Raw genomic sequence first — 21,871 nt, forward strand, 5'->3', positions numbered from 1 at the left:
CAAACTCAGTACCTGGCTGTTCTGGTTCAATATCGGTCTGGTCTTTATTTCTGTTTTTCTGGGCTGGCTGACCACACGTATTGGTCTGAAACCGCTACGGGAAATGACCAGTCTGGCTTCCTCCATGACCGTACACAGCCTGGATCAGCGTCTAAATCCCGATCTGGCTCCGCCGGAAATCTCTGAGACCATGCAGGAGTTCAATAATATGTTTGATCGCCTGGAGGGGGCATTCCGGAAACTGTCAGATTTCTCGTCTGACATCGCGCATGAGCTGCGCACACCAGTCAGTAATCTGATGATGCAGACGCAGTTTGCACTGGCTAAGGAAAGGGATGTTTCGCATTACCGCGAAATTTTATTCGCTAACCTGGAAGAACTGAAAAGGTTGTCACGAATGACCAGTGACATGCTTTTTCTGGCACGTTCAGAGCATGGTCTGCTGCGGCTGGATAAACATGATGTGGATCTGGCAGCCGAACTGAATGAATTACGTGAGTTGTTCGAGCCCCTGGCAGACGAAACAGGAAAGACAATCACGGTTGAAGGAGAGGGCGTTGTTGCCGGAGACAGCGATATGCTCCGACGTGCTTTCAGTAACCTGCTTTCCAATGCAATCAAGTATTCTCCCGATAACACCTGTACAGCGATACACCTTGAGCGTGACAGTGACTGTGTGAACGTGATGATTACGAATACGATGTCCGGCCAGGTTCCCGCTAATCTGGAACGTTTGTTTGACCGGTTCTATCGCGCAGACTCATCAAGGTTCTACAACACGGAAGGCGCGGGGCTGGGATTATCAATTACAAGGTCGATCATTCATGCTCACGGCGGCGAGCTGTCAGCAGAACAGCAGGGGCGTGAAATTGTGTTCAAAGTGCGCCTGTTAATGGATTAATCCCGTTGTTCAGGAGAAACCTGGAAGGTGACAAAATTGTCATCATTCAGTCACGCGATAAACAGAGGCGGTTTTTTATAATTATTCATAAATCAGGAGCAGCGTGATAACACAATCACCTGGTTCCTGGAGTGATGATTAACCCGCCCTGAGATCAACTGCTTTCTCTGTTATAAGCCATTGATTGTTTGGGTATGTAAACACCGGAGACCCAACCATGAAAAAGATTCTCGTATCATTTGTTGCCATTATGGCTGCCGCTTCATCTGCCATGGCTGCAGAGACAATGAACATGCATGACCAGGTAAATAATGCACAGGCACCTGCCCACCAGATGCAGTCATCTGCTGAAAAAAGTGCAATTCAGGGAGACAGCATGACAATGATGGATATGAGCAGTCACGATCAGGCCGCAATGTCCCATGACATGATGCAAAACAGCAATTCTGCTGCCCACCAGGACATGGCTGAAATGCATAAAAAAATGATGAAAGCTAAACCCGGAGCTACCAACGAAACAGCAAAGTCATTTTCTGAAATGAGCGAGCATGAGAAGGCCGCAGCTGTACATGAGAAGGCGAATAATGGTCAGTCTTCCGTTGTTCACCAGCAGCAGGCTGATAAGCATCGCAGTCAGATCACCCAGAATTAACCCGCAGCTCCACTTGTTAGACCCTCATTTGACGCCGAAGTCACTGGCTTACGCTCCCGTCCGGGAGCGTTTTTTTTCCCATATATCAAACTTTAACTCTGAAGAGGTGGAAGTATCTGACCAACACTGTCACGTAACGCCAGATAACTACAAAAACACCTTTTTCCTCCTGTAAATTGCAGTTCCTGCAAGAACATCAAGGTATAATGTTGGAACAGCGTGTGATACACACTTAGCATCATGTTTTGTATGTGTTTTTTTAAAACTTTACAACTTTAAAGTCTTTTTCAGGTTAAAGGATACAACTTTAATGTCTCTACACAGCTGAAAAGAACGGTTAATATTTATTTTTTTAGCGTGCTGCGTCCTTATCGGGTCCACGCTTTTTATTGTGTGCATGGTGTTTTGTCTTCTTAAAAGGGTTGTCTATGTCTGCTGCTCATCTCGGTTTCCCGACGGAAACCGTTGTTGTCTTCGTGGTGATGGCCGTTGGGGCGATGTTTATCGACCTCTTCATGCACCGTCACGATAAACCGATCTCGCTGAAAAGCGCGGTCATGTGGTCCATCTTCTGGGTCATGATGGCGATGGCCTTCGCCGGATTCTTATACGTGCACCACGGCGCGGAGATGGCCAGTCTGTTCCTCACCGGCTATGCGTTGGAAGAGGTGCTCTCCGTCGACAACCTGTTTGTGATGATGGCGATCTTCGCCTGGTTCGGCGTGCCGGATAGATATCGTCACCGCGTGCTCTACTGGGGCGTGCTCGGGGCGATTGTGTTCCGTGGTATTTTTGTTGCCATTGGCACCAGCCTGCTGAGCCTGGGACCGTATGTTGAGGTCATTTTTGCGCTGGTCGTCGGCTGGACGGCGGTGATGATGCTGAAACGCAATGAAGAGAGCGATGAAGTCGAAGATTACTCCAACCATCTGGCGTACCGCCTGGTGAAACGCTTCTACCCGGTGTGGCCAAAAATCAGCAGCCATGCGTTTATCCTGACCCAGAAAGAGGTGGATGCCGAACTGGAGAAGCCTGAAAACAAGGATGTGATGGTAGGCCGCGTGAAGAAGGCGAAGCGCTACGCGACGCCGCTGCTGCTCTGCGTCGCGGTGGTGGAGTTGTCCGACGTGATGTTCGCCTTCGACTCCGTACCCGCAATCATTGCCGTCAGCCGTGAGCCGCTGATTATCTACAGCGCCATGATGTTCGCGATCCTCGGCCTGCGTACCCTCTACTTCGTGCTGGAAGCGCTGAAGCAGTATCTGGTGCATCTGGAGAAAGCGGTGGTGTTACTGCTGTTCTTCGTGGCGTTCAAGCTGGGGTTGAATGCGACCGACCATTTCTGGCATCACGGTTATAACATCGGCGCCACGGCAAGCCTGTTTGTGGTGCTGGGGGTACTGGCGCTGGGGATTATTGCGAGCGTGATGTTCCCGGGAAAACGTGAAGCCTGATGTACCGCTTTTCTCCCTCTCCCTGTGGGAGAGGGCCGGGGTGAGGGCATCGGGCCGCACCTAACCCTTAATTGGTGAATTTCGGCGCTTGCTCGGATGATGAAAATGCCGCCAGTGCGGATCCTGCGCCGCCGCCAGCAACTCGTGGTCGCCACGCGTGTCGCCCCAGGCGCGCAGGTGATACGCGTTCAAATCCCCATACACCTTCTCCAGCCTCGCCACCTTCTGGGCACAGCGGCAGTTGTGGCCGGTGATCCGCCCGGTCAGCTTGCCGTCTTTCACTTCCAGCTGCGTGCCAATCAGCTTAATGCCGAGCTTATCGGCCCACGGCTGCAATACCAGCGCCGGGGAAGCAGAGCAAATCGTCACTTCCGCACCGGAATTGACCTCGTTGGCGACGGCCAGCACCCCTTCCGGGCGCATCAGCTTGTTCCAGTATTTTTCACAGAAGGCTTCCGCCTGCTGACGTAACCAGTGCTCATCCACCCCCGTCAGGAAGGTTTTGATCAACACCTCTTTCAGCTCATCTCGCGTCAGCTTGCGGCGCACACAGTGCAGCGTAGGCAGGGCCATGCGCACCAGTCGGCCAGCAAAGTAGCGCTTGCCAAAGGCAAAGCGCAGGAACGGGATAAAACTGTCGTGGTGCGTCAACGTACCATCAAAGTCAAAGACAGAGAGCACGCTGGACTTCGCCACGGCTTCGTCGGCAATCATATTGGTCATAAATACGTCTTAGCTGAAATACACATTCTGTTCACTAGTTTACCTGCTTTACCTTCATAGTCCTTATATCAGGTCGCATTTTTTCCTGAACCTGTGGCCTGACGGGTCAAACAATGTCATCCACCACGCCGCCGTCAACGCGCAGCGCCGCGCCGGAAGTCGCGGAGGCCTGCATGGAACAGACATACACCACCATATTCGCCACTTCTTCCACCGTGGCGGCGCGCTGGATCACCGAGCTGGGGCGATTCGCCATCACGAACTCTTTCGCCAGCTGCTCCAGCGATTTACCGGTTCTTTCGATCTCGTCTTTCATCATCGCGGCAAAACCGTCCGACATTGTCGGGCCCGGCAGCACGCTGTTCACCGTCACGCCGCTGCCTGCCACGAACTTCGCCAGACCGCGCGCCAGCGAGAGCTGGGCGGTTTTTGTCACGCCATAGTGGATCATATCCGCAGGAATATTGCAGGCCGATTCTGACGAGATAAACACCACCCGACCCCAGCCCTTTTGTACCATGCCGGGCAGCAGGGCACGGGAGAGGCGCACGCCGGACATCACGTTGGTTTGCCAGTAGCGTTCCCAGGTCTCGTCGTCGGTGGAATAAAAATCCTGCTGGCCATAGATCCCAGCGTTATTCACCAGAATATCGACGTGCGTGGCAACCCTGAGCAGTTCGTCAACGCCCTCCTGCGAACTCAGATCGGCGATGGCGGCACGAACCTGTACGCCAGGCACCACCTGCTGTAGCGCCTGAATGCCTTTGTTCACCGAGTCGACGCTGCGCCCGTTCACGATCACTTCCGCACCGCTCTCCGCCAGCCCGCGGGCGATGGCAAACCCAATACCGCCGGTGGACGCGGTCACCAGCGCCACTTTCCCCGTTAAATCAATTTTCATCATTCGCTCCTTGTCATCTTTTGGTTCAAAACTTAAAGCGTAGCAGTTGACGATGACGGATCCTGTTTAAAAAGGCGCAACAGCGTCTCAACCTGCTCGTCCAGCGGGCTGAGGGAGCGTTTGACGATGAGGTGCAGCGGCGTGGCGCGACGTACGCCGTGGCTGAGCGGCAGCGTTTTAAGGATGCCCTGCTGGAGCGGGGTCTGAATGCGTTCTTCCGGTAACCAGCCGTATCCAACCTGATACATCACCGCTTCGATCGCGGCATCGATGGTGGAGAAGGTCCACGACTCCCCGGCGGGGTGAGCGGTGGGCTGGCTGTCTGCGATCTGAATGCGCGGCCACGGTCGTAGCATCTCGTCGTTAAGCGGTGTATCCAGCGCAAACAGCGGGTGCGCGTGATGCGCGACGGCAACAAAATCGATATTCATCAGCCATTCGCCCAGGCCGGTAATGTCCTGGCGGCGGGTTAAGACCATCACGTCGGCTTCATCATTGAGCGCATCCGCGCGGCTGTTTTCCAGCACCTCGGTAAGCCGCACCTGCGTTTGCGGGTACAGCTGCTGAAACTGGCGCAAAATCGCGAACAGCCGGCTGCGCGGAAAAATACTGTCTACCATCAGGTCGATACGGGTTCGCATCCCGCTACGCAGGGTCGCTGCGCGCGTTTCAACATAGGCGAAGGCTTTCAGCAGCGGTTTAACCTGATTCAGCAACAGCTCACCCGCCGGGGTCAGCACGGCACGCCGTCCCTCTGTCATCAGAAGCGCCACGCCCAGCCGCTCCTGCAACAGCGACAGGTTATAGCTGACCGAGGACTGGCTGCGGTGGGTCTCTTCCGCCGCCTTAGCGAAGCTGCCCGCCTCGATGACTCTCTCAAGCAAGGCCCACTGTTCGAGCGTCGTCTTGTGCATAATTAATCTAAATTTTGGATGAATTTGATTCAAACATAGCGTTATTCATTCATTTTTTGAAGGGGTACGATCGTCTCATCAAAACAAAGGAGACATCTTATGAGCACCTTCGATAAACATGATTTAAGCGGCTTCGTCGGCAAACATCTGGTATATACCTACGATAATGGCTGGAACTACGAAATTTACGTTAAAAACGAAAACACCCTGGACTACCGTATTCACAGTGGTCTGGTGGGCAACCGTTGGGTGAAAGATCAGCAGGCCTACATTGTCCGTGTTGGGGAGAGCATCTATAAAATTTCATGGACGGAGCCAACCGGTACCGACGTGAGCCTGATCGTGAACCTGGGCGACCGCCTGTTCCACGGCACCATCTTCTTCCCGCGCTGGGTCATGAATAATCCGGAAAAAACCGTCTGCTTCCAGAACGATCACATTCCGCTGATGAATAGCTACCGTGATGCCGGGCCAGCGTATCCAACCGAAGTGATTGATGAATTTGCCACCATCACCTTCGTGCGCGACTGCGGTGCGAATGACGATAGCGTTATTGCGTGCGCGGCCAGCGAGTTGCCAAAAAACTTTCCTGATAATTTAAAATAAGCGCGACAATTAACTAAAAAGAAAAGTTCCCGACTCATTTCATATTTATTGGAAAGGGTCGGGGATTTTTTTATTTGTTGATGTTTGGTTTAGATAATTGGCATTAATACGGTGAGCGGAATCACATAATAAATAATTCATATTTACATAACTTATTGTTTAATAATGAATTAGAATCAATTCATCCCTCCTTTCTATCACCATCTTAATTTTTCCCTAAGAAATGAACGTTACCTTGAGATGAGTTTATGGTTCGTTGAAATAAACGCATCGGCATTTGGTTAATATCAAAAAGTTGCCATGCATAACTCAAGGAAATTATTAATGCGTGATTTTTTGCCTTTTTCCCGGCCCTCAATGGGCGCGGAGGAAATCGCCGCGGTACAGGAGGTCGTAACCTCCGGCTGGATCACCACCGGGCCGAAAAATCAGATGCTTGAAGAGGCGTTCTGTACGCTGACGGGAAACCGTCATGCGATCGCTGTCTCCTCTGCCACGGCGGGGATGCACGTCACCCTGATGGCGATGGGGATTGGTCCCGGCGATGAGGTGATTACGCCCTCCCTGACCTGGGTATCGACGCTGAATATGATCGTGCTGCTGGGTGCCATACCGGTGATGATCGACGTCGACAGAGACACGCTGATGGTGACGCCTGAAGCGGTTGACGCCGCCATTACGCCCCGCACCAAAGCCATTGTGCCGGTACATTATGCGGGTGCGCCGTGCGATATTGACGCCATTCGCGCCGTCGGTGAACGTCACGGTATTCCTGTCATTGAAGACGCGGCCCATGCCGCCGGAACGTACTACCACAGCCGTCATGTGGGCTGGCGGGGCACCGCAATTTTCTCCTTCCACGCCATCAAAAACATGACCTGCGCCGAAGGTGGGCTGGTGGTGACGGATGACGAGCAGCTGGCGCAAAACATCCGTAGCCTGAAGTTCCACGGTCTGGGCGTTGATGCCTATGACCGCCAGACCCATGGCCGCGCGCCGCAGGCCGAGGTCATCACCCCGGGTTTTAAATACAACCTCGCGGATATCAACGCCGCGCTGGCGCTGGTGCAGCTCGGCAAGCTGGGCGAAGCCAATAAGCGCCGTCGCGACATTGCCGACCGCTACCTGCTTGAACTCTCGGATACCCCTTTCCAGCCGCTGCGCATTCCGTCCTGGCCGCATCTGCACGCCTGGCACCTGTTTATCATTCGCGTGGATGAGGCCCGGTGCGGCCTCTCGCGTGATGCTCTGATGGCCGCGCTGAAGGAGCAGGGCATCGGCACCGGTCTGCATTTCCGTGCGGCACATACGCAAAAATACTACCGCGAGCGTTTCCCTGATGTATCGCTTCCGAACTCTGAATGGAACAGCGCGCGTATTTGTTCTCTCCCTCTTTTCCCGGACATGACCCATGACGACACAACCCGCGTCATTACCGCGCTCCATCAGCTTGCAGGACATTGATATGTTCAGCGCGCCGCCCGTGCAAAAAGTTTCCGTGGTGATCCCGGTCTATAACGAGCAGGAGAGCCTGCCGGAACTGATCCGGCGCACGACTGCCGCCTGCGAGACGCTCGGCAAAGCTTATGAAATTCTGCTGGTGGACGACGGCAGCAGCGACAATTCCGCGCGGATGCTGACCGACGCCGCGCAGGCGGAGGGCAGCCACATTGTTGCCGTACTGCTCAACCGTAACTACGGCCAGCACTCGGCAATTATGGCCGGGTTCAGCCACGTGACGGGCGATCTGGTGATTACCCTGGATGCTGATCTGCAAAACCCGCCGGAAGAGATCCCGCGTCTGGTCGCCAAAGCCGACGAAGGCTACGACGTGGTCGGCACCGTGCGGCAAAACCGCCAGGACAGCCTGTTCCGCAAGCTGGCGTCACGCACCATCAACCGTCTGATCCAGCGCACCACCGGTAAAGCGATGGGCGACTACGGCTGCATGCTGCGCGCCTATCGCCGCCACATCGTCGACGCCATGCTGCACTGCCACGAGCGCAGCACCTTCATTCCGATTCTGGCGAACACCTTTGCCCGTAAAGCGACGGAGATCCCGGTGCTGCACGCCGAGCGCGAGCACGGGGAGTCAAAGTACAGCTTTATGCGTCTCATCAACCTGATGTACGACCTGATCACCTGCCTGACCACCACGCCACTGCGCCTGTTGAGCGTGTTCGGCAGCGTTATCGCGCTGGCCGGGTTTGCGCTTTCCGTTCTGCTGGTCGTTCTGCGGCTGGTCTTTGGTCCCCAGTGGGCGGCGGAAGGGGTCTTTATGCTGTTTGCCGTGCTGTTCACGTTCATTGGCGCCCAGTTCATCGGTATGGGTCTGCTGGGTGAGTACATTAGCCGTATTTACAACGATGTTCGCGCGCGTCCGCGCTACTTTATTCAACGTGTTGTCCGTCAGGAGCACCTGGCATCTCAGGAGGAAAACCACCCATGAAAACCGTCGTCTTTGCCTATCACGATATGGGGTGCACGGGCACGCAAGCCTTGCTGGACGCAGGCTTCGACATTACCGCCATCTTCACCCATCCGGATGTTGCCGGGGAAAACCACTTCTTCGGCTCGGTGGCGCGTATTGCGGCTGAACACGGTATTCCGGTTTACGCCCCGGACGATGTGAACCATCCGCTGTGGGTGGATCGTATTCAGAAGCTTGCGCCGGACGTAATTTTCTCTTTCTACTACCGCAATCTGCTCTGCGACGACATCCTGAGCGTGGCGACAAAAGGCGCATTTAACCTGCACGGCTCCCTGCTGCCAGCCTACCGTGGCCGCGCCCCGCTGAACTGGGCGCTGGTTAACGGTGAAACGGAAACCGGCGTAACGCTGCACAAAATGGTACGCCGTGCCGATGCGGGCGGTATCGTGGCACAGCTGAACGTGGGCATTGGCGCTGATGAGACGGCGCTGGAGCTGCACCACAAGCTCTGCATCGCCGCGCAAAGCCTGCTTCGCGACGCGCTGCCGACGATCCTTCAGGGGACCTTTACCGAAACCGCGCAGGACGAAAGCAAGGCAAGCTGTTTTGGTCGCCGCACGCCGGAGGACGGGCGACTGGACTGGGCGAAACCGGCGCGTCAGCTGCATAATCTGGTGCGCGCCGTCACCGACCCGTGGCCGGGCGCGTACAGCTTCGCCGGGGTCTGTAAATTTATCGTCTGGAAATCCCGCGTGCGTGACGACATTCCGGCGGCAAAACCGGGCACCGTCATCTCGGTCTCTCCGCTGATTGTGAGCTGCGGCGAGCAGGCGCTGGAGATCGTCACCGGACAAACGGATAACGGGCTGTACGTGCAGGGGGCGCAGCTGGCGCAGTCTCTGGGGCTGGTGGCGGGGGCGCTGATCACCAGCGCGCCGGTGGTGGCGATCAAACGCCGCACGCGTGTCTTGATCCTCGGCGTAAACGGGTTTATCGGTAACCACCTGACCGAACGGCTGCTGAAAGACGACAATTACGAGATCTACGGTCTCGATATCGGATCCGATGCGATCGGTCGATTCCTCACTAATCCCCGCTTCCACTTCGTTGAAGGGGACATCAGCATCCATTCCGAATGGATCGAGTACCACATCAAAAAATGTGACGTGGTGCTGCCGCTGGTGGCGATTGCCACCCCGATTGAATACACCCGTAACCCGCTGCGCGTGTTCGAACTCGATTTCGAAGAGAACCTGAAGATTATCCGCGACTGCGTGAAATACGATAAGCGCATCATCTTCCCGTCGACGTCGGAAGTGTACGGCATGTGTACCGACAATAACTTCGATGAAGATGCCTCGAATCTGGTGGTCGGGCCGATTAACAAGCAGCGCTGGATTTACTCCGTCTCCAAACAGCTGCTGGACCGCGTGATCTGGGCCTACGGCGAGAAAGAGGGGCTACGCTTTACCCTGTTCCGCCCGTTTAACTGGATGGGGCCGCGCCTGGACAACCTGAACGCCGCGCGTATCGGCAGCTCCCGCGCCATCACCCAGCTGATCCTCAACCTGGTGGAAGGTTCGCCCATTAAGCTGATTGAAGGTGGCAAACAGAAACGTTGCTTCACCGATATCAGCGACGGTATTGAAGCGCTGTTCCGCATCATCGAAAACAAAGACGGCCGCTGTAACGGAGAGATCATCAACATCGGTAACCCGGACAACGAAGCGAGCATCCGCGAGCTGGCGGAAATGCTGCTGGCAAGCTTTGAACGTCACCCGCTGCGCAGCCAGTTCCCGCCGTTTGCCGGTTTCCGCGAAGTGGAGAGCAGCAGCTACTACGGCAAGGGTTATCAGGACGTTGAGCACCGCAAGCCGAGCATCCGCAATGCGAAGCGCTGCCTGAACTGGACGCCGACGGTGAAGATGGAGCAGACCATTGATGAAACGCTCGACTTCTTCCTGCGCACCGTGGAGCTGTCGGAACAGGCATCATGAAAAAGGTCGGTTTACGCATTGACGTCGACACCTTTCGCGGCACGCGCGAGGGCGTGCCGCGGCTGCTGGAGTTGCTGAGCAAGCACAACGTGCGCGCGACGCTTTTCTTCAGCGTCGGGCCAGACAATATGGGGCGTCACCTGTGGCGCCTGGTTAAACCGGCCTTTCTGTACAAAATGCTGCGCTCGCGCGCGGCATCGCTCTACGGCTGGGATATCCTGCTGGCCGGAACCGCATGGCCCGGCAGGCGCATCGGCGCGGAAAATGAAGCGATCATCTGCAAGGCCGCGCAGCATCATGAAGTGGGGCTGCACGCCTGGGATCACCATGCCTGGCAGGCCTGGGCGGGCGTGTGGGATATCCCCCGCCTGGCGCGTGAGGTTGAGCGCGGCGTGCTGGAGCTGGAAGCCATTACCGGCCAGCCTGTGCGCTGTTCCGCCGTGGCGGGATGGCGGGCCGACCAGCGCGTGGTGAAGGCCAAAGAACGCTTTGCCTTTCGCTACAACAGCGATTGCCGGGGCACCGGACCGTTTTTACCGCTGCTGGGGGAAAACCGAACCGGCACGGTGCAGATTCCGGTCACCCTTCCGACGTGGGATGAAGTGGTCGGGCGCGAGGTGAGTGCCGACAGGTTTAACCGTTACATTCTGGATGCGATGCACCGCGATGCCGGTACGCCGGTTTATACCATCCATGCCGAAGTGGAAGGCATTGCGTATCAGCAGGATTTCGACGCGTTGCTTGCGCTGGCGGCGCAGGAGGGCATTCAGTTCTGCCCGTTAAGCCAGCTGCTGCCGGACGATCCCCACACGCTGCCCCTGGGCAAAATCGTCCGTCGTGAAATGGCTGGCCGGGAAGGCTGGCTTGGCTATCAACAAACCGTGAGCCCGGCACTATGAAAACAGCCCGCTATGGCCTGACGCTTCTCGCACTGTTTGTCGTTTACTACCTCCTTCCGGTCAACCTTCGCCTGTTATGGCAGCCAGATGAGACGCGCTATGCGGAAATCAGCCGCGAAATGCTGGCCTCCGGCGATTGGGTGGTCCCGCATTTCCTCGGGCTGCGTTACTTTGAAAAACCGATTGCCGGTTACTGGGTTAACAGCATTGGGCAATGGCTATTTGGACACACTAATTTTGCCGTTCGCGCGGGGGCGATATTCTGCACCGGGCTGACGGCGCTGCTGGTGATCTGGCTGGCCTGGCGTCTCTGGCAGGATAAGCGGGTGGCGATCTTCTCCGGCCTGATCTTCTTAACCCTGTTCCTGGTCTATGGCATCGGCACCTACGCCGTGCTGGATCCCATTATCACCCTCTGGCTGGTGGCGGCTATGTGCAGCTTCTGGCTGGCTTCGCAGGCGAAAACGATAGCCGGAAAAGCGGGGGGCTACATTCTGCTGGGGCTGGCCTGCGGCATGGGCGTCATGACCAAAGGCTTCCTGGCGCTGGCGGTACCGGTGATTGGCGTGCTGCCGTGGGTGATTGCGCAACGACGCTGGAAGGAGGTGCTGGTTTTCGGCTGGCTGGCGATCCTCAGCTGCGTACTTATCGTCCTGCCCTGGGGGCTGGCAATCGCTCAGCGTGAACCCGATTTCTGGCGTTACTTCTTCTGGGTGGAGCATATCCAGCGCTTTGCCCGGAGCGATGCCCAGCATAATGCGCCGTTCTGGTACTATCTGCCGTTCCTCATCGCGGGAAGTCTGCCGTGGCTGGCGATGCTGCCGGGCGCGCTACGCCTGGGATGGCGAGACAGAGAAAACGAGAGGGCGGGGCTTTATCTGCTGGGCTGGATAGTGATGCCGCTGCTGTTCTTCAGCATCGCCAAAGGCAAGCTGCCGACCTATATCCTGCCGTGCTTTGCGCCGCTGGCGATCCTGATGGCGCGCTACGCCTGCACCGTCGCCGAAAAAGCGTTACGTATTAACGGTGGGATCAATATCGCGTTTGGCGTGCTTGGCATGCTGGCGGCGCTGGTGGTATCGCCATGGGGGCTTGCTAAACATCTGGTCTGGACACCGGTCGAATTGTACAAAGTCTTCTGTGCCGTGGTGGCGTTTCTGGTCTGGGCCTCGGTGGGCTGGTTTACCCTTAAAAATCCGCAGCGCTGGTGGCTGGCGGTGCTTTGCCCTGCCGGGCTGGCCCTGCTGGTGGGTTTTGCGATCCCGGACCGGGTAGTGGATTCCAAACAGCCGCAGTCGCTGGTGGATTCCGTTCGCGAGCCATTGCAGATGAGTAAATTCGTCCTGGCGAACAACGTTGGTATAGCCTCCGGGCTGGCGTGGGAGCTTCAGCGTAATGACATCATTTTGTATGGGCAGAGCGGTGAGCTGAAATATGGCCTGGATTATCCGGACGCTAAGGGGCGTTTTGTGAGCAAAGATGATATCGCGCACTGGCTTGAAGCGCATCGTCAGCAGGGACCGGTGTCGCTGGTGATCCTGCTGTCGAAAAACGACGACCTGGCCCGCGCCGGGCTGCCAAAACCGGACAACCTGACGATTCAGGGGCGTCTGGCTTACCTGCAATATCTGCCGCAGTGATGGCCTGGATCTGGCTGGTGCTGGCAAGCCTGTTGAGCTGCGCAGGTCAACTGTGCCAGAAACAGGCGACCCGGGCAGGCGGCGGTCAGCAGGTCGCCCTGTGGCTTGGGCTGGCCCTGCTGATGCTGGGTGGCGGGATGGTTGCCTGGCTGGTGGTATTGCAGCATCTGCCCGTCGGGGTGGCGTACCCCATGCTGAGCCTTAACTTTGTCTGGGTAACGCTGGCGGCAAAAATCGTCTGGCATGAGCCTGTCCCGCTACGTCACTGGCTGGGCGTCGGGTTGATTATCGTCGGGGTTATTTTGCTGGGAGGAAGCCTGTGAACGGTGCGTGTTGGGCGTTATGCAGCGTAGTGTTAGTCAGCGTGGCGCAGCTGCTGCTGCGTCATGCGATGGTAACGCTGCCCCCGATGAGCGACGCTTTCTGGGCAGCCCTCTGGCATATAGCCCCCGGTACGGGCGCGCTGATGCTGGGGCTGACAGGCTATTGCGCCTCAATGGGCTGCTGGTATCTGGCATTGCATCGTATGGCGCTCAGCAAAGCGTATGCCTTGCTGAGCCTCAGTTACATCCTGGTGTGGAGTGCTGCAATTTTACTGCCCGGCTGGGGAGAACACTTTTCCTGGCGCGGGCTGGCGGGCGTCGGCTTGATTATACTCGGCGTGCTGGTCATTTTTATGCCGCAGAAATACCGGAGTAAGTAACCGCTTCCGCCGTTAAGGTGAAAGGCGTAGGGGTACAGACCGCCAGGCTCAGCGAGCCGAAGCGTAGCTGACTGACCGGGAGGGTCTGGGCGGTGCTGTCAATACTGACAATCTGCCACGCGCTGCCGCCACGCTGTTTGACGATTGCCTCTTTGCGCGTCCAGATGCGCCAGAATGCGGAAAGCTGCTCTTCCGGCGCTTCACGTTCCAGCTCGTCATGTTCGGTGAGGCTGAAAACGGCATTCGCCAGCGCCTGCCAGTTTTCCCGCGGGCGGATCACTTCGATATCGCAGCCCACTTCACCTTCATCGCTCATCAGCAGGGCAATGTCGTCCCCGCTGTGGCTCAGGTTAAACCACAGAGGATGGCCGTTAGCGAAGGCCGGTTTTCCCTGCTCGCCGTAAATTATCTCGGGAAGCGGTGAGGGGGATAAGGTTCTGGCGAGCAGCGTCCGGCCTGCAAGCCAGGAAGCGTGTCGTGCACCCTGAGGTGCCATGTCTGCGAGCGTTGACGCCAGCGGGTCCGCGCTAAGGGTGGAGATCTTTCCCAGTACAAACTGGTACATAGTTACGCCCAGCGTTTAATGATTATCGAGGTATTGATGCCGCCAAAGGCAAAGTTATTGCTCTGAATAAATTCGCAATCAATCGGGCGGGTTTCCCCCATAATATAATCTAAAGCGCCGCATTGCTCATCCGGTTGTCTTAAATTGAGCGTTGGCGTGAACCAGCCCTCCCGCATCATGTGCAGACTCAGCAAGGCTTCCAGCGCGCCGCAGGCGCCCAGGGTATGGCCGAAATAACTCTTTAAGGATGAGATGGGCACGCTGTCGCCGAAAATGGCGGCGGTCGCCTGACTCTCGGCGATGTCCCCGCGATCGGTTGCCGTGCCATGGGCAGAAATGTAGCCAATCTCCTGAGGGCCAAGGCCCGCCATCGCCAGCGACTGCGCCATACACACCTGCATGGTTTCACGCTGGGGCTGGGTGATGTGCGCCGCATCGCAGTTGGTGGCAAAGCCCACGATCTCGCCATAGATTGTCGCCCCGCGCGCTCTGGCGTGATCCAGCGCTTCCAGCACCAGCGTGCCCGCCCCTTCGCCAATCACCAGGCCATCGCGCTGAACGTCAAACGGCGACGGCGTGGTTTTTGGCGCGTCGTTACGCTGGCTGGTGGCAAACAGGGTATCGAAAACCGCCGCTTCCGACGGGCACAGCTCTTCCGCGCCGCCTGCCACCATCACCGTCTGGTAGCCGTGACGAATCGCTTCCCAGGCGTAGCCAATCGCCTGGCTGCCAGAGGTACAGGCGCTCGAGGTGGGGATCACCCGTCCGCGCAGGCCAAAGAACAGCCCGGTATTCACCGCCGTGGTGTGCGGCATCATCTGCACGTAGGTGGTGCCGGTGATGTTGTGGGTGTGCTTTTCGGTGAGCATGGAGGCGAACTCGCTGACCGGCCCGGTGCTGCCGGTCGACGAGCCGTAGGCGATGCCGGTCTGACCGTTGGTCAGCACCGCGTCGTCGATCAGTCCCGCCTGCTCCAGCGCCAGCTCGGTGGCGCGGGTAGAGAGCAGCGACACCCGGCCCATGGCGCGAATGCGCTTACGGGTATAGTGAGCGGGGAGAGTGAAGTCTTCAATCGGCGCGGCGAGCAGGGTTTGCAGGCCGTCATACGCCTGCCACTCCGTCATGGTACGCACCGCATTTTCATACTCGCGCAGACGGCGCGAGATGGTCGGCCAGTCCTCGCCGAACGCGGTGACGCCGCCCATGCCCGTAATCACTACCCGGCGGGTCATAGCATGCCTCCGTTAATCGAAATCACCTGACGCGTCACATAGCCTGCTTTATCCGACATCAGGTAACTCGCCAGCCCGGCGACCTCCTCGGCCTGGCCCATACGCTGCATCGGGATCATCGACATCGCCGCGTGCAGCGCGGCTTCGTCCATCTCGATCATGCCGGTATCGATCAGCCCCGGCGCGATGCAGTTGACGGTGATTTTGCGTTTTGCCAGCTCGGTGGCGAGCGCTTTGGTGGCGCCGATGATCCCGGCTTTCGCCGCGCTGTAGTTCACCTGCCCACGGTTGCCCATAATGCCTGACACCGACGACAGGGTGATGATCCGCCCGCCCTTGCGGGTGCCGATCATCGGCATAATGCAGGGATGAATGACGTTATAAAAACTGTCGAGATTGGTGTGGATCACGCTGTCCCAGTCATCGTCGCTGAGCGCCGGAAAAGCACCGTCGCGGGTAATACCGGCGTTACTGACCACGCCATACCACGCGCCGTGGTCAGCGATCTCCTGTTCCAGCACCGTGCGGCACTGCTCGCGGTTGCTCACGTCGAAGGTGAGTAAACGGCCCGCGCCGCCTGCCTGGACAATCGCTTCCAGCGTCTCCTGCGCGCCCGCTTCATCACGATGGTAATGCACGCCGACGGTGAAACCGTCCGCCGCAAGCTGAAGGGCGATAGCGCGGCCAATGCCTTTGCTGGCGCCGGTGACCAGTACGGATCTCATGATGGTGTTCCCTGGTTGAAAAGTGTGGTTAATTCATCCTCGCTCGGCTGGAAGGTGTTCACGCGGCCCGTGGCGAGGGAGACATTATCCGCATGAATGGCGCACTCGAAGCTGCCAAAGCGTTCATCCTGCATCAGACGTTCGATGGTGATGATCAGCGTGCTGCCTGCGGCAAAATGCCCTGCGTCGCACACCAGCTCGCGCGCGCCCAGCACCATGCCCAGCGCACAGTGCGGCAGCCCTTTTTGCATCCGGTGCCATTCAGACCAGACGCCCACGGTCTGGGCCATCAGCTCCAGCGCAAACCAGCCAGGCAGGTTGCCGTCCGCGTCCAGGAACGGAGCCAGAACGCCCCGATCGTTCACCGTCACGCTGCAAACGGCGCGGTCATCGGTGACGTTTTCCACGCTCTCAAGCAGCAGCATCGGCGTGTCGTGAGGAAGATAATCCCCGGGAGGTAAGTAGCGCATCATACCCTCCCCAGCAGAAGGCTGGCGTTGTTGCCGCCAAACGCGAAGGAGTTTGACAGGATCGCCGGTTTATTCAGCGGTGCGCTCTGGTGCAGCAGGCCGAAGGCGGGCAGGGTGTCGTCTGGTGCGTAGCGGGAAAAATCCTGCGGCGGCAGCGGCAGGTCTCGGGTCAGGATCAGCCAGCTCAGGGCGGCCTCGGTGATCCCCGCTGCGCCCAGCGTGTGGCCGGTAAGATGTTTCGTGGAGCTGCACGGCACGCGGTCGCCAAAGAGATCGTGGATCACCTGCGCCTCAATGCGATCGTTCAGCGGCGTGGCGGTGCCGTGCAGGTTGATATAGCCGACGTCCGCCGCCGTCATGTCCGCCTCGTTCAGCGCCTGGTTGATGGCGCGGATCGCCCCTTCGCCCTGCGGATGCGGGGCGGAAATATGGTACGCATCGCTGGATTCCCCCGCGCCCAGGAGCGCAACCTCGCCCGGCTCGCGGGTCAGCACCATCAGTGCCGCCGCTTCGCCAATGGTGATCCCCCGACGGTGGCGGCCAAACGGTTCGCACAGGGTCGGGGAGAAGGACTCCAGGCTGTTGAAGCCGTTGACCGGCATGCGGCTCAGGCTGTCGGCCCCGCCGACGATGGCGACGTCCACCAGCCCGGCGTCAATCAGGCGACGACCGCTGACGATCGCCCGCGCGCTGGAGGAGCAGGCGGTTGAGATGGTATACGCCGGGCCGTCCAGCGCAAGCCAGCGGGCGAGAAAGCGCGACGGATCGCCCAGCTCCTGCTGCGGATATTGCCACTGCGGGCTGCTCTCGCCGTTCTGCGCGCGGCGCACGTACTCATCACCCTCGTCCAGCCCGGAGGTGCTGGTGCCCAGAACAACCGCCACGCGGTCGCGCCCCACGCGCGCAATGGCCGCATCGACGGCGGGCCGGATTTGCGCCAGCGCCGCCAGCAGCAGCTGGTTGTTGCGGCTGCGATGCGCAGAAAAAGACTCGGGGACAGGGGGAAGTTCACCCTCCACGCCCCCCAGCACGGCCTCGGGTAAGCCCTGTAGCCAGCCCGCACGCTGGCGCATCCCGGGGGCCACGCCAGCGATCAGGTTCGCCGCTATTTCATCAGCCGAGTTGCCGAGCGCGTTGACCATGCCAACGGCAGAAAGGTAAATCATCTCAGTCACCCAGATATTGAATGGTGATGTGGTAGTGAAAAGCGTGCTGCACAATGCTAATCGGATCGCGCCTGCCGTTACGGTTCAGGTAGACAATTTCCGTGACCAGTTTGCCCTCGGGGTTGCGCAGTTCGCGTCTGGTGTCAGTATCGTTCAGCGTCCAGCCTTTCGGCAACTGCTGCTGCCAGGCGCTGAGCGGCCAGTGGCTCAGCATCACGTCGGCCAGCACCTGGCTGGCGGGCGGCAGCTGCGGCATCACAACCGACTGCTCGGTGTGGATCCCGGTGTTGTCGTAGGTGGCGAGGAACAGGCGGATCCCGACGGAGGAGAGGCCGGCAAGCGCCACTTTATTTCCATCGGCGTTCAGCATCACCAGCAGCGACTGGGTCTGGCCTTTAAAACTGCCGGTAAGCAACTGCTGCGCGCGGATGGCAGGCGTGATGCCCGGCGGGGGCAGCGTGACGCGGGTGCCGGGCTGGAGCCAGGCCTGAGGGCGCGCGTCATCGCGGTTCGTCGTATGGCTACACCCCGCCAGCAACAGGGCCATCATCACTGCCGCCAGGCGAATGAAACGGGTCATGGTAAGTTCTCTTTGTTAGACGGCATCGCCAGCGGGGCGAGCAAGAACGCGGTGAAGATACCGCTCACCAGCACAATGCCAAAGCTGCTGATGGCCTGAGTGGTGCTGAACACCAGCATCCCCAGCGTCAGCAGGGTAGTCATCATGGCGAGGGTAATCGCCAGCATGGAGGTCAGCGGCGTGCCGCGCGGGTTGCTGAAAAACAGCGTGTAGTTAATGCCAATGCCGAGGACCAGCACCAGCGCCAGCAGGGAAAACAGGTTCACCGGATGGCCCGTCACGGCCAGCGCCGCCAGCCCGCCGCCCAGCGACAGCACGGACGGCACCAGCGCCACTAGCCCTTTTCGCCAGCCGAGGCGTAGCATCGCGCCGCAGGCAATCACCGCCAGCGCCACGCCCAGCAGCCCCGTCAGCAGCGAGCGGTAGAGCGCAAACAGGCTGTCGAAGCTGGCCTTACGGTCAACCCAGACGACCCCGGGATGGCGGGCGGCCAGCTCACCGAGCGCGGCGCTGTTTCTGACGCCATCGACCGGGACCAGCACACCGCTTTTGCCGTCCGGCAGCGTCAGCCACAGCAAACGCCAGCCCTCGCTGGCCGGGCTGGCGAGCCACGCTTCCACGCTGACAGGCATGGCGTTCAGGTTCGGTGGGACGGCGTTCAGCCCCGTGCTTTGCAGCATTTTCATCACCGTCGGTGCGGCGTTACGCAGAAGATGCAGATCGCTGTTCTGCCGCGCCAGCGAGTTCAGCGGCAGGGTGCGCCAGCGGGTTAATTCACCGGCTTTTTGCGCCTGCGCCAGCGCCGGGGTAAACGCCTCCAGCCGCTCCAGCGTTTCCTGAGCCGACGCGCCGTACACCACGAACCACTTCTGATCGACATTTTGCCCGGTCAGGGCGGTGATGGTTTTTTCCTGCGCCAGAATGTCCTGCGGCAGCGCCTGAAGCCGGGCGATATCGTCATCCACCCGCAGGCTGGCGATCCAGATGGCGGAGAGCAGCGCCAGCGCTACCGGCAGCCCGACAGAGAGGGCTTTACCGTCGCGCCAGGCGTTCAGCCAGCGCTGCATAATCCCTCTCAGGGGGACCGGGCGGACCGGCATGCCCCGGCACAGCCACGGATGCCAGAACATTACCGTCAGGCACGAGGCGCTCAGCCCTGCGGCGGCGAACACCGCCATCTGACGAATGCCGGGGAAGGGGGCCAGCATCATGAAGAGATACGCCACGACGGTGGTCAGCAGCGCCAGCAGCAGCGCGTTACGTACTTTCGCCAGGCTTTGCCAGGGCGAGTGTTCCGCGCCGTGCACCATCCGCTCCGTGAGGTAGTAAATCGTATAGTCCGCCGAGATGCCGATGATGCTCATGCTCATCACCAGCGTCATCAGGTGCAGTTCACCGAACAGCAGCAGCGTCACGACCGTCCCCGCCAGCGCGCCGATGGCAATGGAGAGCAGGCTCAGCAGCAGCGGACGCACGGAGCGAAACACCGACACAATCAGCAGGATCACCCCGAGCACCGTGGCGACGCCAAGCGTGGAAATATCGTTTTTAGCCTGTTGGCTGGCGTAATCGCTGTAGAACACCGTCCCGCGCGAGAGCAGCTGCGCCTGTGGATACTGGCTTTTCAGCGTCTGCTGCAACGCGTTAAGGGTGGTCACCAGCTGGTGGGTTTGCTGCATATCAAACGATGAGCCCGCCAGCTCGCCGTGCAGCAGATACCAGTAGTTCCCGGCCGCATCTTTTGTCACCAGCCAGCCGTCCATCAGCTGCATCTTCTGGCTGTTTTTCGCCAGCGCGAGCTGCGCGCCGCGCATCAGCATCAGCGGATCGTTTTGCAGCTCCTTGCCGCTCACGCCGGAAAAGGCGGAGTAGAGCTGGGACAGGATCCACTGGGCCTGTGCTTGACCGCCGTTTTGCAGGCGGGCGCGGGTGGCCGGATCGACCAGGCCATTGCGGTGTTGCCAGAAGAAATCTCCCCAGGCCTGTTGCCCGGCGGCATCCAGCGGACCTTTTACGACACTCAGCGCCTGGCTGCGTTGCAGCAGGGTTAACCACTGCTGCGCCACGCGCGGGTCCGGCTGTTTGCCGGGGCTGACCAGCCAGATGAGCTGGCGGTCGAGGCGCTGCATAAATCCGTCGTTGAGAGCGGGAGGGATCGCGCCGAGCGTCTGTTTCGGCAGCATGGCGAGCACGCTGCTGTTCAGCCGCGCGCCGGGCAGCAGCGACAGCAGCACGCCCAGCAGGATCAGGCATACCGCGGCCCACAGCAGCGCCGGGCGCAGGGCGTTACGGTGCGGCAAAGCGCTGGCGTTCTGCATCGGTCAGGCGGGCGGGCGTCAGTTGGTGGCGGGAGAGGGCGATATCCGTCGTGTCGCCCTGCTTATCGTTCAGGCGAATGGATTCCAGATAGATCGCGCCCTTCAAATCAAGGGTGGAGAAAATCTTGTCCAGCGGCGTGGTGACGGGCGTCAGCACCAGTGACCAGCGGCCTTCACCCAGATCTTTGAAATCGACGCGGAAGTTCTCTTCCAGCACCTTGCGGTCGGCCTGGAACAGCGCCCGCAGCAGATGGTTGAACTGGAACATCTGCGGGTTAGTGTCGGCGGTAATGGTCTGCGGCGACTGACCGTTGACGATCTGCACCATCCGTTTGTCATCCAGCAGCAGCGTCATCGGGAACGGCGCTTTTTGATCCCACAGCAGGCCATTGTCACGGGCGATCAGCATCTCCCCCTGCGAGCGCAGGGGCTGAGGCATATCCTTGATCGTGCGGATCTGTTCGAAGTGTGCGCGTACCACTGGTTGCTCCGCAAACCGCTGTTGCAGTTCATCCAGCGTGATCGCGTTCACCAGCGGGCTTACCAGCAGCGCGAGTAGCGTTATCCATTTCATGGCGCGATCCCCATGCGTTCGAACAGAATGGCCGGGCTGACAAAGCACATCTCCCGGCTTGCTTCTTCCACCGCCACCTGAATCGTGTAGCCGGTGGTGGTGCGTTTCCCGGTTTGCGCGTCGAAGATTTGATAGGCGATGCGCAGACGGTTTTCAACCTCTTCAATGTGGGCGCGGACGCGAATGCGCTGCTCGAAGGTCACCGCGTCGCGGTATTTCACCCGGGTATCCACCACCGGCCAGACGTAGCCGGACGCTTTCATCTGGCGATAGCCGTAATCAAACTGGTTGAGCAGCGCTTCGCGGGCAATCTCAAAGTAGCGGAAGTAGTTGCCGTGCCACACCACGCCCATCATATCGACGTCGTGGAACGGAACGGTGATTTCAACTTCAGCCGTAAAGCGGGGATCGGTCAGCACC

22 protein-coding genes and 1 pseudogene are annotated in these 21,871 nt (G+C 58.8%); 11 read left to right on the forward strand and 12 right to left on the reverse strand.

The features are described from left to right. The 3 genes and pseudogenes from pcoS to ACOTX5_RS13620 all read left to right on the forward strand — a co-directional run. Positions 1-901, forward strand: a pseudogene (pcoS, locus tag ACOTX5_RS13610) (copper resistance membrane spanning protein PcoS); the annotation flags it as partial. Between the two features lie 217 nt (positions 902-1,118). Beyond that, complete coding sequence (gene pcoE / locus ACOTX5_RS13615) at positions 1,119-1,553, forward strand: copper resistance system metallochaperone PcoE (RefSeq protein WP_000723069.1); 435 nt, start codon at positions 1,119-1,121, stop codon at positions 1,551-1,553. Positions 1,554-1,981: 428 nt separating this feature from the next. Next, on the forward strand, positions 1,982-3,007 hold the full coding sequence (locus ACOTX5_RS13620; RefSeq protein ID WP_015571505.1) for a TerC/Alx family metal homeostasis membrane protein: 1,026 nt from the start codon (positions 1,982-1,984) through the stop codon (positions 3,005-3,007). 60 nt (positions 3,008-3,067) lie between these two features. On the opposite strand, the gene ACOTX5_RS13625 is transcribed toward ACOTX5_RS13620, so the two are convergent. The 3 genes from ACOTX5_RS13625 to ACOTX5_RS13635 form a co-directional block, all read right to left on the reverse strand. Further along, positions 3,068-3,730 (reverse strand): HAD family hydrolase, encoded by a 663-nt coding sequence (locus tag ACOTX5_RS13625; protein WP_003861228.1) that lies wholly within the window; start codon positions 3,728-3,730, stop codon positions 3,068-3,070. 106 nt (positions 3,731-3,836) lie between these two features. After that, a complete protein-coding gene (locus ACOTX5_RS13630; RefSeq protein WP_032649780.1) occupies positions 3,837-4,631 on the reverse strand; it encodes an SDR family NAD(P)-dependent oxidoreductase in 795 nt (264 codons plus the stop codon). A gap of 32 nt (positions 4,632-4,663) precedes the next feature. Further along, positions 4,664-5,545: a LysR family transcriptional regulator gene (locus ACOTX5_RS13635; protein ID WP_045910925.1), complete on the reverse strand. Its 882-nt coding sequence runs from the start codon at positions 5,543-5,545 to the stop codon at positions 4,664-4,666. A 99-nt stretch (positions 5,546-5,644) separates the two neighbouring features. Here ACOTX5_RS13635 and ACOTX5_RS13640 point away from each other — a divergent pair, with 99 nt between their 5' ends. The 8 genes from ACOTX5_RS13640 (at position 5,645) to arnF (ending at position 13,821) form a co-directional block, all read left to right on the forward strand. Continuing rightward, positions 5,645-6,151, forward strand: a complete 507-nt coding sequence (locus ACOTX5_RS13640; RefSeq protein ID WP_022649694.1) for a phenolic acid decarboxylase — start codon at positions 5,645-5,647, stop codon at positions 6,149-6,151. Between the two features lie 324 nt (positions 6,152-6,475). Beyond that, the gene (arnB, locus tag ACOTX5_RS13645) at positions 6,476-7,615 is read left to right on the forward strand and encodes a UDP-4-amino-4-deoxy-L-arabinose aminotransferase (RefSeq protein ID WP_045910924.1); all 1,140 of its coding nucleotides are present in this window, start codon (positions 6,476-6,478) and stop codon (positions 7,613-7,615) included. A 1-nt stretch (position 7,616) separates the two neighbouring features. Continuing rightward, the gene (arnC, locus tag ACOTX5_RS13650; RefSeq protein ID WP_063438936.1) at positions 7,617-8,600 is read left to right on the forward strand and encodes an undecaprenyl-phosphate 4-deoxy-4-formamido-L-arabinose transferase; all 984 of its coding nucleotides are present in this window, start codon (positions 7,617-7,619) and stop codon (positions 8,598-8,600) included. Continuing rightward, positions 8,597-10,579 (forward strand): bifunctional UDP-4-amino-4-deoxy-L-arabinose formyltransferase/UDP-glucuronic acid oxidase ArnA, encoded by a 1,983-nt coding sequence (arnA, locus tag ACOTX5_RS13655; protein ID WP_045910923.1) that lies wholly within the window; start codon positions 8,597-8,599, stop codon positions 10,577-10,579. The genes arnC and arnA overlap by 4 nt, the downstream gene beginning before the upstream one ends. Next, positions 10,576-11,478, forward strand: coding sequence for a 4-deoxy-4-formamido-L-arabinose-phosphoundecaprenol deformylase (arnD, locus tag ACOTX5_RS13660; RefSeq protein ID WP_045910922.1), 903 nt, complete (start codon positions 10,576-10,578; stop codon positions 11,476-11,478). Before arnA ends, arnD begins: the two co-directional genes overlap by 4 nt. Then, complete coding sequence (gene arnT, locus ACOTX5_RS13665; RefSeq protein WP_047726917.1) at positions 11,475-13,118, forward strand: lipid IV(A) 4-amino-4-deoxy-L-arabinosyltransferase; 1,644 nt, start codon at positions 11,475-11,477, stop codon at positions 13,116-13,118. Before arnD ends, arnT begins: the two co-directional genes overlap by 4 nt. Continuing rightward, a complete protein-coding gene (gene arnE, locus ACOTX5_RS13670) occupies positions 13,118-13,441 on the forward strand; it encodes a 4-amino-4-deoxy-L-arabinose-phosphoundecaprenol flippase subunit ArnE (protein ID WP_015571497.1) in 324 nt (107 codons plus the stop codon). Before arnT ends, arnE begins: the two co-directional genes overlap by 1 nt. Then, positions 13,438-13,821: a 4-amino-4-deoxy-L-arabinose-phosphoundecaprenol flippase subunit ArnF gene (gene arnF, locus ACOTX5_RS13675; protein ID WP_045328552.1), complete on the forward strand. Its 384-nt coding sequence runs from the start codon at positions 13,438-13,440 to the stop codon at positions 13,819-13,821. The genes arnE and arnF overlap by 4 nt, the downstream gene beginning before the upstream one ends. On the opposite strand, the gene acpT is transcribed toward arnF, so the two are convergent. Genes acpT through ACOTX5_RS13720 form a run of 9 tightly spaced genes read right to left on the reverse strand, consistent with a single transcriptional unit; the run spans position 13,793 to position 21,870 of the window. After that, positions 13,793-14,386 carry a 4'-phosphopantetheinyl transferase AcpT gene (acpT, locus tag ACOTX5_RS13680; protein ID WP_015571496.1) on the reverse strand — a complete coding sequence of 198 codons (594 nt, stop codon included), beginning with the start codon at positions 14,384-14,386 and terminating at the stop codon, positions 13,793-13,795. The two genes, arnF and acpT, sit on opposite strands and share 29 nt — an antisense overlap. A gap of 2 nt (positions 14,387-14,388) precedes the next feature. Beyond that, a complete protein-coding gene (locus tag ACOTX5_RS13685; protein ID WP_017384107.1) occupies positions 14,389-15,618 on the reverse strand; it encodes a beta-ketoacyl-ACP synthase in 1,230 nt (409 codons plus the stop codon). Then, a complete protein-coding gene (locus ACOTX5_RS13690; protein ID WP_026080665.1) occupies positions 15,615-16,346 on the reverse strand; it encodes a 3-ketoacyl-ACP reductase FabG2 in 732 nt (243 codons plus the stop codon). Before ACOTX5_RS13690 ends, ACOTX5_RS13685 begins: the two co-directional genes overlap by 4 nt. Further along, positions 16,340-16,816 (reverse strand): 3-hydroxy-fatty acyl-ACP dehydratase, encoded by a 477-nt coding sequence (locus ACOTX5_RS13695; RefSeq protein WP_017693830.1) that lies wholly within the window; start codon positions 16,814-16,816, stop codon positions 16,340-16,342. Before ACOTX5_RS13695 ends, ACOTX5_RS13690 begins: the two co-directional genes overlap by 7 nt. Then, positions 16,813-17,979 (reverse strand): beta-ketoacyl-[acyl-carrier-protein] synthase family protein, encoded by a 1,167-nt coding sequence (locus ACOTX5_RS13700; RefSeq protein WP_047726922.1) that lies wholly within the window; start codon positions 17,977-17,979, stop codon positions 16,813-16,815. Before ACOTX5_RS13700 ends, ACOTX5_RS13695 begins: the two co-directional genes overlap by 4 nt. 1 nt (position 17,980) lies before the next feature. After that, complete coding sequence (locus ACOTX5_RS13705) at positions 17,981-18,559, reverse strand: DUF3261 domain-containing protein (RefSeq protein WP_045910919.1); 579 nt, start codon at positions 18,557-18,559, stop codon at positions 17,981-17,983. Next, the gene (locus ACOTX5_RS13710; RefSeq protein ID WP_045910918.1) at positions 18,556-20,877 is read right to left on the reverse strand and encodes an MMPL family transporter; all 2,322 of its coding nucleotides are present in this window, start codon (positions 20,875-20,877) and stop codon (positions 18,556-18,558) included. The genes ACOTX5_RS13705 and ACOTX5_RS13710 overlap by 4 nt, the downstream gene beginning before the upstream one ends. After that, positions 20,846-21,451: an outer membrane lipoprotein carrier protein LolA gene (locus ACOTX5_RS13715; RefSeq protein ID WP_023295558.1), complete on the reverse strand. Its 606-nt coding sequence runs from the start codon at positions 21,449-21,451 to the stop codon at positions 20,846-20,848. Before ACOTX5_RS13715 ends, ACOTX5_RS13710 begins: the two co-directional genes overlap by 32 nt. After that, positions 21,448-21,870: an acyl-CoA thioesterase gene (locus tag ACOTX5_RS13720; protein ID WP_006812302.1), complete on the reverse strand. Its 423-nt coding sequence runs from the start codon at positions 21,868-21,870 to the stop codon at positions 21,448-21,450. The genes ACOTX5_RS13715 and ACOTX5_RS13720 overlap by 4 nt, the downstream gene beginning before the upstream one ends. Position 21,871: the final 1 nt, after the last annotated feature.

This window comes from Enterobacter cloacae complex sp. IR5441, from assembly GCF_049238215.1.
GTDB classification, from domain to species: domain Bacteria; phylum Pseudomonadota; class Gammaproteobacteria; order Enterobacterales; family Enterobacteriaceae; genus Enterobacter; species Enterobacter hormaechei_C.